The 14,644-nt window shown below is 38.3% G+C and carries 15 protein-coding genes; 10 read left to right on the top strand and 5 right to left on the bottom strand.

All coding sequences use genetic code 11. The features are described from left to right. Positions 1-9: 9 nt before the first annotated feature. The 6 genes from cyoE to alr all read left to right on the top strand — a co-directional run bounded on the left by cyoE (position 10) and on the right by alr (position 4,897). Positions 10-888, top strand: coding sequence for a heme o synthase (gene cyoE, locus FY048_RS02885; RefSeq protein ID WP_446090052.1), 879 nt, complete (start codon positions 10-12; stop codon positions 886-888). A 184-nt stretch (positions 889-1,072) separates the two neighbouring features. Beyond that, a complete protein-coding gene (gene rpsF / locus FY048_RS02880) occupies positions 1,073-1,456 on the top strand; it encodes a 30S ribosomal protein S6 (RefSeq protein WP_002119610.1) in 384 nt (127 codons plus the stop codon). A gap of 11 nt (positions 1,457-1,467) precedes the next feature. Further along, complete coding sequence (rpsR, locus tag FY048_RS02875) at positions 1,468-1,695, top strand: 30S ribosomal protein S18 (RefSeq protein WP_003652483.1); 228 nt, start codon at positions 1,468-1,470, stop codon at positions 1,693-1,695. An 8-nt stretch (positions 1,696-1,703) separates the two neighbouring features. Continuing rightward, positions 1,704-2,150, top strand: coding sequence for a 50S ribosomal protein L9 (gene rplI / locus FY048_RS02870; protein WP_003652485.1), 447 nt, complete (start codon positions 1,704-1,706; stop codon positions 2,148-2,150). 198 nt (positions 2,151-2,348) lie between these two features. Continuing rightward, positions 2,349-3,794, top strand: a complete 1,446-nt coding sequence (dnaB, locus tag FY048_RS02865; RefSeq protein WP_016137692.1) for a replicative DNA helicase — start codon at positions 2,349-2,351, stop codon at positions 3,792-3,794. A gap of 32 nt (positions 3,795-3,826) precedes the next feature. Continuing rightward, on the top strand, positions 3,827-4,897 hold the full coding sequence (alr, locus tag FY048_RS02860; RefSeq protein WP_446090051.1) for an alanine racemase: 1,071 nt from the start codon (positions 3,827-3,829) through the stop codon (positions 4,895-4,897). Positions 4,898-4,955: 58 nt separating this feature from the next. On the opposite strand, the gene FY048_RS02855 is transcribed toward alr, so the two are convergent. From FY048_RS02855 to FY048_RS02840, 4 genes are read right to left on the bottom strand one after another with little or no spacing between them, the layout of a single operon-like run. Next, on the bottom strand, positions 4,956-5,690 hold the full coding sequence (locus FY048_RS02855; protein ID WP_016137690.1) for a proteasome-type protease: 735 nt from the start codon (positions 5,688-5,690) through the stop codon (positions 4,956-4,958). A 16-nt stretch (positions 5,691-5,706) separates the two neighbouring features. Further along, positions 5,707-6,486 (bottom strand): transglutaminase family protein, encoded by a 780-nt coding sequence (locus tag FY048_RS02850; protein WP_446090050.1) that lies wholly within the window; start codon positions 6,484-6,486, stop codon positions 5,707-5,709. Between the two features lie 2 nt (positions 6,487-6,488). Beyond that, positions 6,489-7,085, bottom strand: a complete 597-nt coding sequence (locus FY048_RS02845; RefSeq protein WP_446090049.1) for an alpha-E domain-containing protein — start codon at positions 7,083-7,085, stop codon at positions 6,489-6,491. A gap of 22 nt (positions 7,086-7,107) precedes the next feature. Beyond that, entirely contained in the window at positions 7,108-8,658 is a 1,551-nt protein-coding gene (locus FY048_RS02840; protein ID WP_446090048.1) for a circularly permuted type 2 ATP-grasp protein, read from the bottom strand. Positions 8,659-8,885: 227 nt separating this feature from the next. On the opposite strand from FY048_RS02840, the gene FY048_RS02835 reads away from it, so the two are divergent. After that, entirely contained in the window at positions 8,886-9,893 is a 1,008-nt protein-coding gene (locus FY048_RS02835) for a helix-turn-helix transcriptional regulator (RefSeq protein ID WP_446090047.1), read from the top strand. A gap of 378 nt (positions 9,894-10,271) precedes the next feature. On the opposite strand, the gene mnmG is transcribed toward FY048_RS02835, so the two are convergent. Further along, on the bottom strand, positions 10,272-12,152 hold the full coding sequence (gene mnmG, locus FY048_RS02830) for a tRNA uridine-5-carboxymethylaminomethyl(34) synthesis enzyme MnmG (RefSeq protein WP_446090046.1): 1,881 nt from the start codon (positions 12,150-12,152) through the stop codon (positions 10,272-10,274). 233 nt (positions 12,153-12,385) lie between these two features. Here mnmG and FY048_RS02825 point away from each other — a divergent pair, with 233 nt between their 5' ends. The 3 genes from FY048_RS02825 (at position 12,386) to FY048_RS02815 (ending at position 14,536) form a co-directional block, all read left to right on the top strand. Beyond that, positions 12,386-12,616, top strand: a complete 231-nt coding sequence (locus tag FY048_RS02825; RefSeq protein WP_016137684.1) for a hypothetical protein — start codon at positions 12,386-12,388, stop codon at positions 12,614-12,616. A 155-nt stretch (positions 12,617-12,771) separates the two neighbouring features. Continuing rightward, positions 12,772-13,677, top strand: coding sequence for a 50S ribosomal protein L11 methyltransferase (gene prmA, locus FY048_RS02820; protein ID WP_446090045.1), 906 nt, complete (start codon positions 12,772-12,774; stop codon positions 13,675-13,677). Positions 13,678-13,690: 13 nt separating this feature from the next. Then, a complete protein-coding gene (locus FY048_RS02815) occupies positions 13,691-14,536 on the top strand; it encodes a DUF3426 domain-containing protein (RefSeq protein ID WP_446090044.1) in 846 nt (281 codons plus the stop codon). Positions 14,537-14,644 lie beyond the last annotated feature (108 nt).

Here is a 14,644-nt window from a genome sequence, read left to right as displayed (position 1 = left end):
CTGATTGTCATGTTGAAAAAATATCTATTCCTGACTAAACCAGGAATTCTCTTCGGTAATTTCATTACCACCTTGGGCGGCTTTTTCTTAGCCGCCCAAGGCTCTATAGACATCTTATTATTACTACTTACCTTACTTGGAACTACTTTAGTTGTAGCCTCTGGTTGTGTCGTAAATAATGTTATAGACCAAGACATCGATACCAAAATGCAGCGCACGCAAAACCGTGCATTGGTCAAAAAAACTATTTCTCCTCCTGTTGCACTTATATATGCATTTGTTCTTGGAGTTATCGGTTTTAATATTTTGTGGTTTGGTGTAAATGCTTACGCTTTCTTGTTTGCAATAATTGGTTTTGTTGTCTATGTCGGTTTTTATAGTTTGTGGACCAAACGTACCTCAATCCATCAAACCGTCATTGGTAGTATTTCCGGAGCGAGTCCTCCTGTTATTGGTTATACAGCAGTAACTCATCATTTTGATGTAGCCGCCTTACTTTTGTTTTTGGCTTATGCGCTATGGCAAATGCCACATTCATGGGCAATTGCTATTTATCGTTTTGACGATTACAAAAATGCGGGAATCCCGATTCTACCAGTTGCACGTTCTATTTATCGCACGAAAGTAGAGTGTGTCATTTATATTCTGTTGTTTGCAGCCGTATTGAATGGTTTATATTGTTTTGGCTATACCAATATATTCTTTCTAGTCACCTTTAATGCATTAACAGCATATTGGTTCTATTTATCAATTATTGGTTTTAAAGCTGAAAATGACCAACTTTGGGCTAAACGTTTTTTCCTCTACTCGGTCATATTAATCACCCTGTTAAGTTTGAGCTTTAGCTTTACCTATCAATCCCCTGCTCCAAATCTTCCTCTCTTTTAAATAAGGGAGGATTTCCTTCTTAAAAGTAAAGAACTTTTACTTTTCTCATCAAAAGATTTGTTTTTAGTCGAACTTTTACTTATAATTCAGCCTTCGCAAATTTTGCGACATAACTTTTAAGTTATGACTCCTTGCTTCTAATTTTTTATTTATTAGGGGCTGTTTAAACCGTAAGGAGCTGACAATGCGTCATTACGAAATCGTACTTTTAGTACACCCAGATCAAAGCGATCAAGTTGTAGGTATGGTTGAACGCTATATCTCTCAGATCAAAGAAGCTGAAGGTCAAATTCACCGTTTAGAAGATTGGGGCCGTCGTCAATTGGCTTACCCAATTAACAAAATTCACAAAGCACATTACATTCTTATGAATGTTGAGTGTGGCCAAACTACTCTTGATGAGTTAGAAGAATTGTTCCGTTATAATGACGCGATCATTCGTAACCTTATCATCCGTCGTGAACACGCAATCACTGAAGAGTCATTGCTTGCTAAAAGTGCTGAAGAAAAGCGTGCGCGTAAAGCTCAACGTGAAGAAGCACAGCAAGTTGCTCAAGAAGCTGAATAAGGAGAACATCAATGGCACGTTTTTACCGTCGTCGCAAGTTCTGCCGCTTTACAGCTGAGAATGTTGTGTACATCGACTACAAAGATATCGATACTTTAAAACAGTACATCACTGAAAACGGCAAGATTGTTCCTAGCCGTATCACTGGTACTAAAGCTCGTTATCAACGTCAATTAGCACTTGCTATCAAGCAAGCTCGCTACTTGTCTTTGATTGCGTACACTGACAACCATAAGTGAGGTGATCTGTGGACGTTATCTTATTACAACGCATTAAAAACCTTGGTAAATTAGGCGATAAAGTATCAGTTAAAGCTGGTTACGGCCGTAACTTCCTTATCCCTCAAGGTAAAGCAGTTGCAGCTACTGAAGCTAACACTGCTGCTTTCGAAGCTCGTCGCGCTGAACTTGAAAAGCAAGAAGCTGAAATTTTAGCTGCTGCTCAAGCACGTGCTGAACAATTGAATGAAGTTAACATCGTTATCACTGCTAAAGCTGGTGACGAAGGTAAACTCTTCGGTTCTATCGGTACTCGTGACATCGCTGACGCTTTAACGAATGCTGGTCTTACAGTTGACCGTGCAGAAGTTCGTTTACCGAATGGCGCGCTTCGTCACACTGGTGAATTCAACATCGCAATCCAATTGCATCATGATGTTGCTGCAGAAGTTCTCGTTACTATCGTATCTGAGTAATTTCTCATCAAAAAAAGAGCATGCTTTTGCATGCTCTTTTTTTATGTGCCCTATTTTTAAAATAAGATATATTAATTCCTGATCAGTTCTTCAGTTTTATTGGTTTTTTAATTAGGTAGTTTATTTAATTTTGTTTTAAGATAGTTCTCGGCCTCACAGGCTATTTGCGTACACTTTTCTTTATCATCAGGTCTAATTATGTCTCAGGCGAATGCCACTTCTTTAACTCTTTCATCTCCAAAAGAAAATAAAACGAGTGAATCAGGCCAACTTAAAGAGTTTCGCACTCCCCCACACAATTTAGCTATTGAACAAGCTGTTCTTGCGGCCCTAATGACAGTTGCCGAATCATTCGAGCAAGTCAGCGACTTATTAAAAGAAAATGATTTTTATGCAACACGTCACAAATATATCTATCGTTCCATTGAGAAACTGGCACAAGAAAACTCTCCTTATGATGCTGTATTAGTCAGTGACTGGCTCTTAAAACAAAATTTACTCGATGCTATTGGTGGTGAAGAATATTTAATGCAGCTTATGGCTGATTCACCATCAAGTTTCTATAACTTAGAAACGTATGCCAGTAAAATTAAAGAGTTCTCTACGCTTCGCAGTATGATCAAAGTCAGTACTGAAATTTTACAAAATGCTTATGACACAAAAGGTCGTGGTGTTAGTGAAATTCTAGACCTAGCAGAAACCAGTATTTTTTCTCTAGCAGAGCAGCACAATAACAATAAAAAAGATGCAGGTCCTAAATCTATTAGCTCTGTTACAGCCGATGTAATTAGTAAACTTGATGAACTCTCAAAACTAGATGGCAATATTACAGGTTTAACCACAGGTTTCTTAGAACTTGATAATAAAACATCTGGTATGCAAGCTGGCGACTTAATTATTGTTGCCGCACGTCCATCCATGGGTAAAACCACTTTCGCTATGAATTTGGTTGAAAGCGTTCTGCAATATAACAAGCTACCCGCTCTAGTATTTTCAATGGAGATGCCAGCGGACTCAATCGCGATGCGTCTTATTTCTGCAATGGGTAAAGTTCACCAAGGACATTTACGTTCGGGGAACTTAGATGCAGATGAATGGACCAAGGTGACTGGTACCATTTTGCAACTTCAACAAATGCATTTATATATTGATGACTCATCTGCTCTACCTCCAACGGAACTTCGTGCTCGTGCTCGACGCATTGCCAAAATGCATGATGGTAAAATCGGTTGTATCATGGTCGACTATTTACAGCTCATGAAAGTTCCAGGAATGGGTGATAACCGTGTGGGTGAGATTTCAGAAATTTCACGTAGCTTGAAAGCCTTAGCAAAAGAAATGCACTGCCCCGTTATCGCACTTTCCCAGCTCAACCGAAGTCTGGAAAACCGACCAAATAAACGCCCAGTAATGTCTGACTTACGTGAATCTGGTGCGATCGAGCAGGATGCCGACTTGATTATGTTTATTTACCGTGATGAGGTTTATAACAAAGAGTCGAAAGAAGCCGGCACTGCAGAAATTATTATTGGTAAACAACGTAACGGTCCAATTGGTTCAGTTCGTCTTGCTTTTGAAGGTCAATATACTCGATTTAGTAATCTCTCTCCTGAGTATTACAGCCAATATGATGATGAAGAATAAACTCTATCTCTAGCCCAAAGGAGTAAATGAGGGTGCGCCAAGCAACAGTTTATATTGATCGCGATGCGCTTCAATATAATTTAAACCGTGTCAAACAACTCGCAGAAAATTCAAAAATTGTAAGTATGGTGAAAGCTAATGCTTATGGACATGGAATCAAAGACTGTTTAGCAGCCTTAAGTGCCTCAGATGCCTTTGGTGTCGCCTGCCTACAAGAAGGTTTAGAAATTCGCGAACTTGGATTTCAACAACCAGTCACTTTAATTGAAGGGGCATTTTCTGAAGATGAAATGCCTATTATAATTGAGCAAAAATTTGAATGTGTGATTCACCATCAACAGCAGTTTGAATGGTTAATTAAACATAAGCAAGAATACATTGCTCAAGGTTTAAAAGTCTGGATTAAGCTCAATAGCGGGATGAACCGTTTAGGATTTAAAGTACCTGAAATTATTGAAGTCATTAAAACTTTAAAAGCCGAAGGATTTACCTGTGTGCTGGCGATGCATTTCGCAAATGCAGATGTAGACCATCCACTTAACGAGCAACAAAAACAACAATTTTTACAGGTTAAGCAAGCTTGTGATCCAGTTTTAGCATCTTGCTGTAATTCTGCTGCAATTTATAAATGGCCAGAATTACATTTTGACTATGTTCGCCCAGGTATTATGCTTTACGGCGCTTCGCCTTTTGCGGATAAAACAGTCAATGATCTTGACCTAAAACCAGTTATGACTTTTTCAGCAGAAGTGATTGCGCTAAATCATATTCAAACTGATGAACATGTCGGTTATGGCTCTACTTTCTGTGCCAAGCAACCAATGGATATCGCGATTGTTTCTATAGGTTATGGCGATGGTTATCCACGGGCTTATATTAAACAAAACTATGTCGCTATTGATAAACAGCTCTGTGCAGTTGTAGGCCGAGTGAGTATGGACATGCTTGCAATCGATGTGACAGGCAAGCAAGTAAAATTAGGCACACCAGTCGAACTTTGGGGTGCACGCCGCTTAGTGGATGATGTTGCTGATGCAAACGGAACAATAGGATATGAATTGCTCTGCCGCTTAAGCAATCGCCCTACTCGCAAAAGCAGTTAAATAATAAAATATAAAAAAATCCAAGCTTGCTTGGATTTTTTTATTAGTTTTTAAAATTCTATCGCCAGTAATCATCAGTTGGTTTTGGCATTTCCTGTAAGCCGCGACGCAAAGTATCTGACCATTGTTTACTAATCTGTGAAAAATAAGGATCATCTTCTGTAATTCGTTTTCCCATTGGGATCACAAAACTATCTTTATTGTAAATCAATGCATCAAGTGGCAAGCCAACAGAAACATTTGAACGCAAAGTTGAGTCAAAAGAAATTAGGCTACAACGTAATGCATCATCTAGTGGCATTGCATAATATAAAGCACGATCTAGAATAGGTTTGCCATATTTACTTTCGCCTATTTGAAAGTAAGGTGTATCTGTAGTCGCGCAAATAAAATTACCTTGTGGATAGACATTATAAAGTTGCATGTCACCACCTTTAATCTGTCCACCCACCAAAATACTACAGGCATAATTCATTTGTTCCTGAGTATCTGAACTAATATCCTCTAAAACAGTTTTCAAGGTTTTACCAATCAGTTCAGCGGCCTCAAACATAGTATTAACACTATATAAATTAGGCTCTTGCTGCAAAGTAAGGGCATTTTGTAAATGACCGATAACAGCCTGCGTTGTTGCTAAATTACCTGCTGTTTGCAAGGCAATAAAACGCTCTCCAGTAACACCGAAAGTATGCAATTTTCGGAACACAGAAATATGGTCAACTCCTGCATTAGTTCTCGTGTCACTAATAAACACTAAACCTTGTTCCAATCTTAGCGCACAACAATAGGTCATTTCATTCTCTTTACATTCAACATGCCAACACTTGAACCACAGACATCATGTTCTCAACCCCGCCTTGCTCTCTTACACCACGAATAGGTGCTACATCAAGATAATCACGGCCAACCGCAAGGTAGATATGATGTTTGGGTGTAAACAACTGATTGCTTACATCAAAACAATACCACTGATTTTCTAAAAATACTTCCGCCCAAGCGTGACTGGCAAGGTGCGGATAGTTTTGATCAAATAGATAACCAGAGACATAACGTGCTGGTAATTGTAACGCACGACACATCGCAATTAAAACATGAGCATGATCTTGGCATACACCTTCACCAGCGTGAAACGCTTCAGTTGCAGTTGTCTGAACCGATGTACTTTCAGGCTGATAAAGTATTTTCTGCAAAATATATTCGCTTAACAATGCAATATGCTGTCGATCTTTGACCACTACAATATTTCTGGCAAAGTCTAACATTTCTGAATCACATCGGGTTGCACCTGTCATCTGCAAAAATAAATTTGTAGGTGTAGATAGATTTACACAACCCAGCTCTACATTCTGAAGTTCAACGATTCCTTGAGCCATAAATGTCAGATGTTGGTATTGATAGCGCTGACTAGCCGTCATCCAAACATTGTTAAATATGTCTCTCTTGATCGTTTTGTCACCCGGTACGCTAACTGCCCAATTCATAACATGTTGATGCGGCGATGTTTGAGGCATCATTTTAATATACTGAATACTGTTTTGAGCAGTTTCAGTATAGCTATAATGCGTTTGATGATTAACCATCAATTTCATAATCAGACCTCAAACATATTTTCCAACTGCTGTGTAAAAGTATAATAAGCATCCCACGTGAGCTGATGCCTTAATACTTGCCAATTTTGATCTATATTCTCCCAACCAAAACCAGCAAGCCGTTGCACCACAACCTCCAGTTCAGACACAAGGGCTGATAAATCTTGCCCAAAACGTAGTTCTATATCAAATTGCTCTATTTTTTGACCCAAATACAGAAATAAACCCACATCTTCATTCTCCGCTTCTAATATTTGCGTACATTCTTCAACAGCTTTTCTCAAAGCTTCAGGTTGAGCTTGAAGCGTGTTAATCACATGATTTAATTCTGCATAAGCATTTGATGACAATATACCTCTTAATTCTTGAATATTATCTTTAGCAATAACCAACTGGTTCAGTAATGAAAATGTTTGCTTCTTGTCTAACATATAGTGATTTAGTAATTCAGCATTTTCTATGACCAAACCAAATGCTGCTGCAAATTTTGTTACTTTCTCATCTTGTGTAAAGGGTAAATGAGAGGCTGCAAATTTAACTCTCATTAGATATCGACCCAACCAATATATTTGATGCGCACTCGAATTGAGTAAAACCATAAAGTTCCTCTTTAACCCACAATCAAGAATGTAATGTTTCGACAACCCATGTATCTTTTATGCCACCACCTTGGGACGAATTTACGACCAAAGAGCCAGCCTGCATGGCTACTCGTGTTAGGCCACCCGGTACTATTTCTGTACGATAAGGTGAACTCAATACAAATGGACGTAAATCAATGTGACGTTCAGCCACTCCTGCTGTAGTTAAAGTCGGAGCTACAGATAAGGCTAAGGTAGGCTGTGCAATGTACATATGAGGCGTGGCGATCAATTTTTTTCTAAAATTATCAATTTCACACGAACTTGCTTGAGGCCCAATTAACATGCCATAGCCACCTGACCCTTGTGCTTCTTTAACAACCAATTGATCTAAATTGGACAGCACATAATCTAAGTGTTCATCTTTACGACACTGATAAGTAGGTACATTTTTTAGAATTGGCGTTTCACCCAAATAATATTGAATCATTTGATCCACATAAGGATAAATGGATTTATCATCAGCCACGCCTGTTCCAGGCGCATTTGCAATCACAACATTTTTTTGCAAATAAGCAGACATAAGGCCTGCTACACCTAAAGCACTGTCTGGTCTAAATGCTAAAGGATCTAGAAAATCATCATCTAATCGGCGGTAAATCACATCTACTTTTTGACGCCCACGAATAGTTTTGACAAATACTTGATCATTTTCGACAAATAAATCGCGATTTGTAACCAGTGGCACATCCATTTCACGTGCTAGAAAAGCATGCTCATAAAAAGCACTATTAAAACGTCCCGGTGTTAGCACCACCACAAAAGGGCGGTCCGCAGATGAATTCTCCTGCAATATTTCTTTTAAAAGTTTTGGATAATGCTCAATTCCCTGTAAATTATTGGCCGCACATAGCTCAGGCATTAATTGTTGGCTAATGTTTCGGCTTTCGATCATGTAAGACACACCAGATGGCGTTCTTAAATTATCCTCCAATACAAAAAACTCTCCTTCACCATCACGGATAATATCAATTCCGCTAATTTGTGAATAAATTTTGCCTTTCAAAGCATGTTTAAGCATATGAGGTTGAAAAGCGTCATTCCCCATGATTTGCTCTTCGGGAATGAGTTGTTCTTTTAAAATATGTTGTCCATGATAAATATCATCTAGGAAATAATTTAATGCTTTAACACGCTGCGCACAGCCCGAAGCTATTTTCTCCCATTGTTTTTTTTCAATTACCCTTGGAATTAAATCAAAAGGAATTGTGCGCTCTGTGCCTTCTTTATCACCGTATACGTTAAAAGTAATCCCATGGTAAAGAAAATGCTGCTTCGCTTGAGTATTCAATTGTTTCAGCTCATCTAGAGTACGGATACTCAACCATTGTTCAATTTTTTTAGAAGCAGCTCCGTTTGATGTTACATCGTCCAGCATCTCATTAAAAAACTCTGATTTTAGCTGCTCAAATAGATTATTTTTTACGGAAATATGTTCTAAAAAAGAGGTTGGGTTAATGAGTGCTGTAGTTGTCTGCTCTTGTATAAAAAAATCATTATCTATATGTAATTCATGCTCTTGTTCTGACATAACCACCTCGTCTTATCATTTATCTATATTTCATTTTTAAATAAGCAATTTCAGTGCCATTTATATATGTTTAATTTTTTTACGGTGCATTGTTATAACTTTGTTCTTTTAAATCTTAACATCGATTGTAAAAGTACCTATAAACCGAATCTGACAAACTTGCTAAATGTGTAAAGATTTTTTATTGTGTTGACACCAAAGCAATTGGATATAGATGTATTACGCTTATGTCTGTAATAGAAAAAGAAACTTCAAATAGTTTATATCGCCAATGGCAGATTTTATCTCGCCTCCCTACCGGTAAATGGATCGGGACACGGGAATTACAAGAAATGCTTGAACGTGAAGGTATTGATATCAGTTTAAGGACTATTCAGCGTGATTTAAATCAAATTGCTCAGCGCTTTCCAATTGAAAGTAATAAGGCTGTACCTCAGGGCTGGCGGTGGCAATCAGATGCGCCTATTCAAAGCTTACCTCACATGACGAGCTCACAGGCAGTAACATTTATGATGGTTGAGGAGCATCTTAAACACTTACTTCCACCTAGCCTGCTTGATGAGATGGGGCCTTGGTTTGATTTAGCTAAACGCAGCCTCTCTACACAAAATAATGTGAGGCAATGGATTAACCGAGTTCGCATCGTACCAGCAAGCCAACCGCTTATCCCACCTGTAGTCGACCGTGCTGCTCAACAAGCAATTTATGAAGGTCTACTCCAAGACAAACAAATAGAATGTATTTATCGCGCACGAGTCAATCAAGGAGAAGACAAAACTTATGTTTTAAATCCTTTGGCTCTGGTACAAAAAGGTGCAGTAATTTATTTAATTTGCACACGACATGACAAAACTGAAGTTCAAACGTTTGCCTTGCACCGTTTTAAATCAGCCAAAGTCTTAGATAGTCGAGCACTGCATCCAGTCAATTTTGATATTGATCATTATATCGATTCAGGTGCTTTAGGCTTCAGAGTGGACTACAAACAGCCAACCGAGTCAATTCAACTCACCTTAACCATGACAGAACAGACTGCTAGAACTTTCTATGAAAGTCAGTTAAGTAAAGACCAAACTATAGTTCCACTTGAAGAAAATATTGTAGAAGTTACCGCGACCGTACCTTTTACATCTCAACTGGTGTGGTGGTTACGTAGTTTTGGCAAGAAATTACTACATATCGAACCAATTCAAGTACACAACGCTGTACGAGAAATTGAATCTGAAAATAAATAGATATAAAAAAGAGAACCATAAGGTTCTCTTTAGATTTTGAATTATAATTTTCTTAATTTTATATTGGCTCTTATATTTATAGTTGTTTCAGATCAATCTGTTCTCCCCCGACCAAACTGATCTGCTCTTTCTTTTGCGCTATTTTAAACATGAACATTGGCATGCCATTTCATCTCTATTGTAGCGAATTGATTTCATTGTCATGGTTAAAGCCCTCTTGTTTGAACGTGAATTTAATATAACGGGCTGCTTTAAATATGTGAAATAAGAAAAAAAGGAAGTGAAATCTATTTTCCTCCTTAGGAAGTTTCCATATATTTTTGGAACAAAAAATAAAAAAGCCCAGTCTTAACTGGGCTTTTTTTTACATTTAAAAGATTAAGCTGTTTTCTTAATCATATTGTTCTTACGAATTGTGATCATTACAAGCTGAACTGCTGCTGGTGTAACACCAGGAATACGGCTTGCTTGAGCTAATGTTTCAGGAAGAACCGTTTTTAATTTTTGTGTAATTTCACGCGATAAACCAGACACTACGTCATAATCAAAATCGGTAGGAATTTTAGTTTCTTCAAGACGCTTTAACTGTGCCACATCTTCATGCTGACGGTTAATATAACCTTCATATTTCACAGCAATCTCGATTTGGTCGCCAACTTGCTCAGAAACTTCAGAACCCGTAAGTTCTGCAATTTGACCAAAGTTAATATTTGGGCGTTTAAGCAAATCAATCGCACTACATTCTTTACTTAAGTCAGCACCCGTCATCTCAACGAATTTTTTACCCATTGGGTTATTTGGTGCTGCCCACAAATGTTGTAAACGAGAAGTTTCACGCTCAACCGCTTCCATTTTTTCACAATAAGCAGCCCAACGTACATCATCAACCAAACCAAGTTCACGACCAACAGTCGTTAAACGTTGATCTGCATTGTCTTCACGTAGCATCAAACGGTATTCAGCACGCGACGTAAACATACGGTATGGTTCTTTGGTACCTAAAGTGATGAGGTCATCAACCAATACGCCCATGTAAGCTTGATCACGCTTAGGCGTCCACTCTTCTTGCTCCCACGCACGACGCGCAGCATTTAAGCCAGCAAGTAAACCCTGAGCACCAGCCTCTTCGTAACCTGTTGTACCATTAATTTGGCCAGCAAAATATAGACCACTAATCGCTTTAGTTTCGAGAGTAAATTTCAAAGCTTGTGGATTGAAATAGTCGTATTCAATCGCATAGCCTGGACGCAAAATATGGGCATTTTCCATACCGCGAATAGAGCGAACAAGCTCAAACTGCACATCAAATGGAAGCGAAGTCGAAATACCATTTGGATAAAGCTCGTGTGTATCTAAACCTTCTGGTTCTAAAAACACCTGATGCGAGTCTTTATCAGCGAAACGGTGAATTTTATCTTCGATTGATGGGCAGTAACGTGGACCAACACCTTCAATAACACCGGTATACATTGGTGAACGATCTAAACCACCACGAATAATGTCGTGGGTTTTTTCATTCGTATGCGTGATATAACAATTTACTTGTTCTGGGTGCATAGAAGCATCACCCATGAATGACATGACTGGAGACGGGAAATCACCCGGCTGTGGAATCATGACTGAAAAATCAACCGAACGTGCATCAATACGTGGTGGAGTACCAGTTTTTAAACGACCAACAGGTAGTTTTAATTCACGTAAACGTTGAGCAAGTGCAATTGAAGGTGGATCACCCGCACGACCACCGCTTGATTTTTCTAAACCAACGTGGATTACACCGCCTAGGAATGTACCTGTAGTCAACACGACAGTTTTAGCGTCAAAGCGAACACCCATTTGGGTAACAACGCCTTTAACTGTATCACCCTCAACAATCAGGTCATCAGCCGCTTGCTGGAAAATATCAAGATTTGCTTGATTTTCCAAAGTATCGCGGATGGCAGCTTTATAGCGCACACGGTCAGCTTGGGCACGTGTTGCACGCACTGCTGCACCTTTACGTGAATTTAAAATACGGAACTGAATACCACCTTTATCGGCAGCTAAAGCCATTGCGCCGCCAAGTGCATCAATTTCACGTACTAAATGCGACTTACCAATACCACCGATTGCTGGGTTACAACTCATTTGGCCCAAAGTCTCAATGTTATGGGTCAAAAGCAAAGTCTGTCGTCCCATACGCGCAGCAGCGAGGGCCGCTTCCGTACCTGCGTGACCGCCACCGATAACGATAACATCATAAACTTTAGGATAGTGCATGAGTACAAAAACACCAGAAAAAAAAAGACGGAACATTATAGCAAAATTATCTAAATATTGATGTACATAATTACAAATTTATGGTCACACAATTTACGGTACGCCACATGATTTGACATTTTGTTTCAGGAATTCAATACAAAGTGAATGTTATTAAAATTAATTCATCTTAGAATAAAAAATGTACAGTACTTCTATGACTTTAAAATTAACGCGACAAGAAGGAATACAAAATGAAAACGACCATGTTAAAAATATTAACTGCATCTCTAATTTGTTTGTCAGGCGTAACTTTTACTCATGCTGCCGATATGAGCAAAGCAGAAATGCAAAAACAAATCCAAGTTTGTATGAAAAAACAGCAAGGCGAATGGGTATCCTACAATTACAAGGGTGTGATCTTTAATGGGACTTGCCAACCAAATGAAAATGGCAAGTTACAATTTAAAGCCCCTGCTCCTTAATCTGTTTTGAGACAAAGTATAGAAGAAACAATTTATTTTCTACTATATCTCATCAGTATTTTCAAAGTCGGTCCATTAAAGATGGGCCGCTTTCTTTTTTAAAATGGTCTAGTCCGCTACAATACGCCTTTAAATAAAATTTTTAGGTCCTTTTCGTGAAGTGGTTACAAATACACATTACCGTTGATCAACAACAAGTTGAGTTCACAGAAACACTTTTAATGTCTCTAGGTGCGGTAAGCGTAACTCTGGATGATGCTGAAGATCAGGCTTTACTTGAACCATTACCAGGTGAAACACCTTTATGGAACAAAGTCATTGTGACAGGCATTTATCAACAAGACGAACAAGACCCAATTGATGTCGACACTTTAGAAGCTTTCTTAAAAGCTCAACTTCCAGATGCTCCTATACGTCACGAAGAACTTGAAGACCAAGTATGGGAACGTGCATGGATGGATTATTACGAACCAATCCAAATTGGGGAAAAGTTCTGGATCGTACCTGAATGGTTAGAGCCACCAGAAGCTGATGCAACTAATATTAAGTTAGATCCAGGTCTTGCGTTTGGTACAGGTAACCATGCAAGTACCTTCTTATGCTTACAATGGTTAGGTAAAACTGACGTTAAAGATAAGATCGTGATTGATTATGGTTGTGGTTCAGGCATTTTAGGTGTAGCTGCTTTGTTGTTAGGTGCTAAAAAAGTATATGCCACTGATATTGACCCGCAAGCTGTTTTAGCAACAAAACAAAATGCTGAACTTAATGGTGTATTAGATCGACTATATGTAGGCCTTCCTGAAGAATTCGATAAAGAGTTCAAACCTCAACAGGCAGATGTTTTAGTTGCAAATATTTTAGCGGGTCCACTCATGGCACTTGCGCCAGAGTTTGCAAATTTAATTAAATCTGAAGGTGAGTTCGCACTTGCAGGCGTAATTGAAGAGCAAGTTGCTGATGTTTCACGTGTTTATTCTGAATTTTTTGATATATTAGATGTCGAAAAACGCGAAGAAAACTGGTGTCGCATTTCAGGAAAACGTAAAACAATAAATTGAGACTTTTTAACTCATGAATGAAAAACAAACCCGCTGCCCTAAGTGTTTAACAGTTTATAAAGTATCTCTTACTCAATTGACTGTTGCTCAGGGTATGGTTTGTTGCCCTAAATGCGATTCGAGCTTTAATGCACTCACCCATTTGATTAATATTGAAAAGCCTGTCACGGTTAATTCATCGACATTAGCCAATGGTTCAATGCAAACGAAATATATGACACATTCTCACGTGTTAGATATCTTTGATCAAAAAGTTGAAAATTCGAATATTGATCTTTTAACCTATCTCAACAACTTAAATTATTTTCACAACGAACCTATTAACGCCCTACCAAATCTTAATTTAGCTGAACAAACATCCGCACAAGAACAAGACAATAATAAAAAGCATAGTTGGCTGTACTATACGCTATGGAGCTCTGCTAACCTTATTTTGATTTTAGTTTTTACTTTTCAAATTCTCTGGTTCAACCCCAAGCTCATGCATGCAAGCCCGACCGTCAGTCACGCATTTAATTATGTTTGCGAAATATTGCACTGCAATAAATCAGCCGAACAATATCAACTTATTTATATAGAAAAATTAAAACTCCGCAAAGTTGACACAAGTCATACTCAATTTTCAGGCATATTGCTTAATGAGAATGATAAAAGTATTGAACTCCCCAACTTAAAGTTGAGTTTTGCAACAGAGCCAAATAAAACAGAAGAAATTATATTAACCCCTCAACAATATCTTGTTGAAAACTTACGGGGTATTCAACGCCTTCCCTCTAACACCCCTTTCCGATTCCAATTTGATCTAAACAGAAGCAAAAAAAGCTTATTAAATTATCGATTAGAAATTGTCCACCCCTAAAATGTAAAAAAAGTGAAAAAAAAATAAAAAAAATGCAGTTAATTTGCTCACTTTTTCCTAGACAATGGTATGATACGCGCCACGAAAGCTTTGACTCATATACTCCTC

The sequence above is a fragment of the Acinetobacter sp. 1124_18A genome (assembly GCF_052824995.1).
Note: the sequence above shows the minus strand (reverse complement) of the source record. Positions and strands in the feature narration are given on the sequence as shown.

Excerpts from the sequence above, each read along its gene's own strand:
- cyoE (WP_446090052.1), top strand. The coding sequence starts at position 10 with ATGTTGAAAAAATATCTATTCCTGACTAAACCAGGAATTCTCTTCGGT.
- rpsF (WP_002119610.1), top strand. The coding sequence starts at position 1,073 with ATGCGTCATTACGAAATCGTACTTTTAGTACACCCAGATCAAAGCGAT.
- rpsR (WP_003652483.1), top strand. The coding sequence starts at position 1,468 with ATGGCACGTTTTTACCGTCGTCGCAAGTTCTGCCGCTTTACAGCTGAG.
- dnaB (WP_016137692.1), top strand. The coding sequence starts at position 2,349 with ATGTCTCAGGCGAATGCCACTTCTTTAACTCTTTCATCTCCAAAAGAA.
- FY048_RS02855 (WP_016137690.1), bottom strand. The coding sequence starts at position 5,690 with ATGACCTATTGTTGTGCGCTAAGATTGGAACAAGGTTTAGTGTTTATT.
- FY048_RS02850 (WP_446090050.1), bottom strand. The coding sequence starts at position 6,486 with ATGAAATTGATGGTTAATCATCAAACGCATTATAGCTATACTGAAACT.
- FY048_RS02845 (WP_446090049.1), bottom strand. The coding sequence starts at position 7,085 with ATGGTTTTACTCAATTCGAGTGCGCATCAAATATATTGGTTGGGTCGA.
- FY048_RS02840 (WP_446090048.1), bottom strand. The coding sequence starts at position 8,658 with ATGTCAGAACAAGAGCATGAATTACATATAGATAATGATTTTTTTATA.
- FY048_RS02835 (WP_446090047.1), top strand. The coding sequence starts at position 8,886 with ATGTCTGTAATAGAAAAAGAAACTTCAAATAGTTTATATCGCCAATGG.
- mnmG (WP_446090046.1), bottom strand. The coding sequence starts at position 12,152 with ATGCACTATCCTAAAGTTTATGATGTTATCGTTATCGGTGGCGGTCAC.
- FY048_RS02825 (WP_016137684.1), top strand. The coding sequence starts at position 12,386 with ATGAAAACGACCATGTTAAAAATATTAACTGCATCTCTAATTTGTTTG.
- FY048_RS02815 (WP_446090044.1), top strand. The coding sequence starts at position 13,691 with ATGAATGAAAAACAAACCCGCTGCCCTAAGTGTTTAACAGTTTATAAA.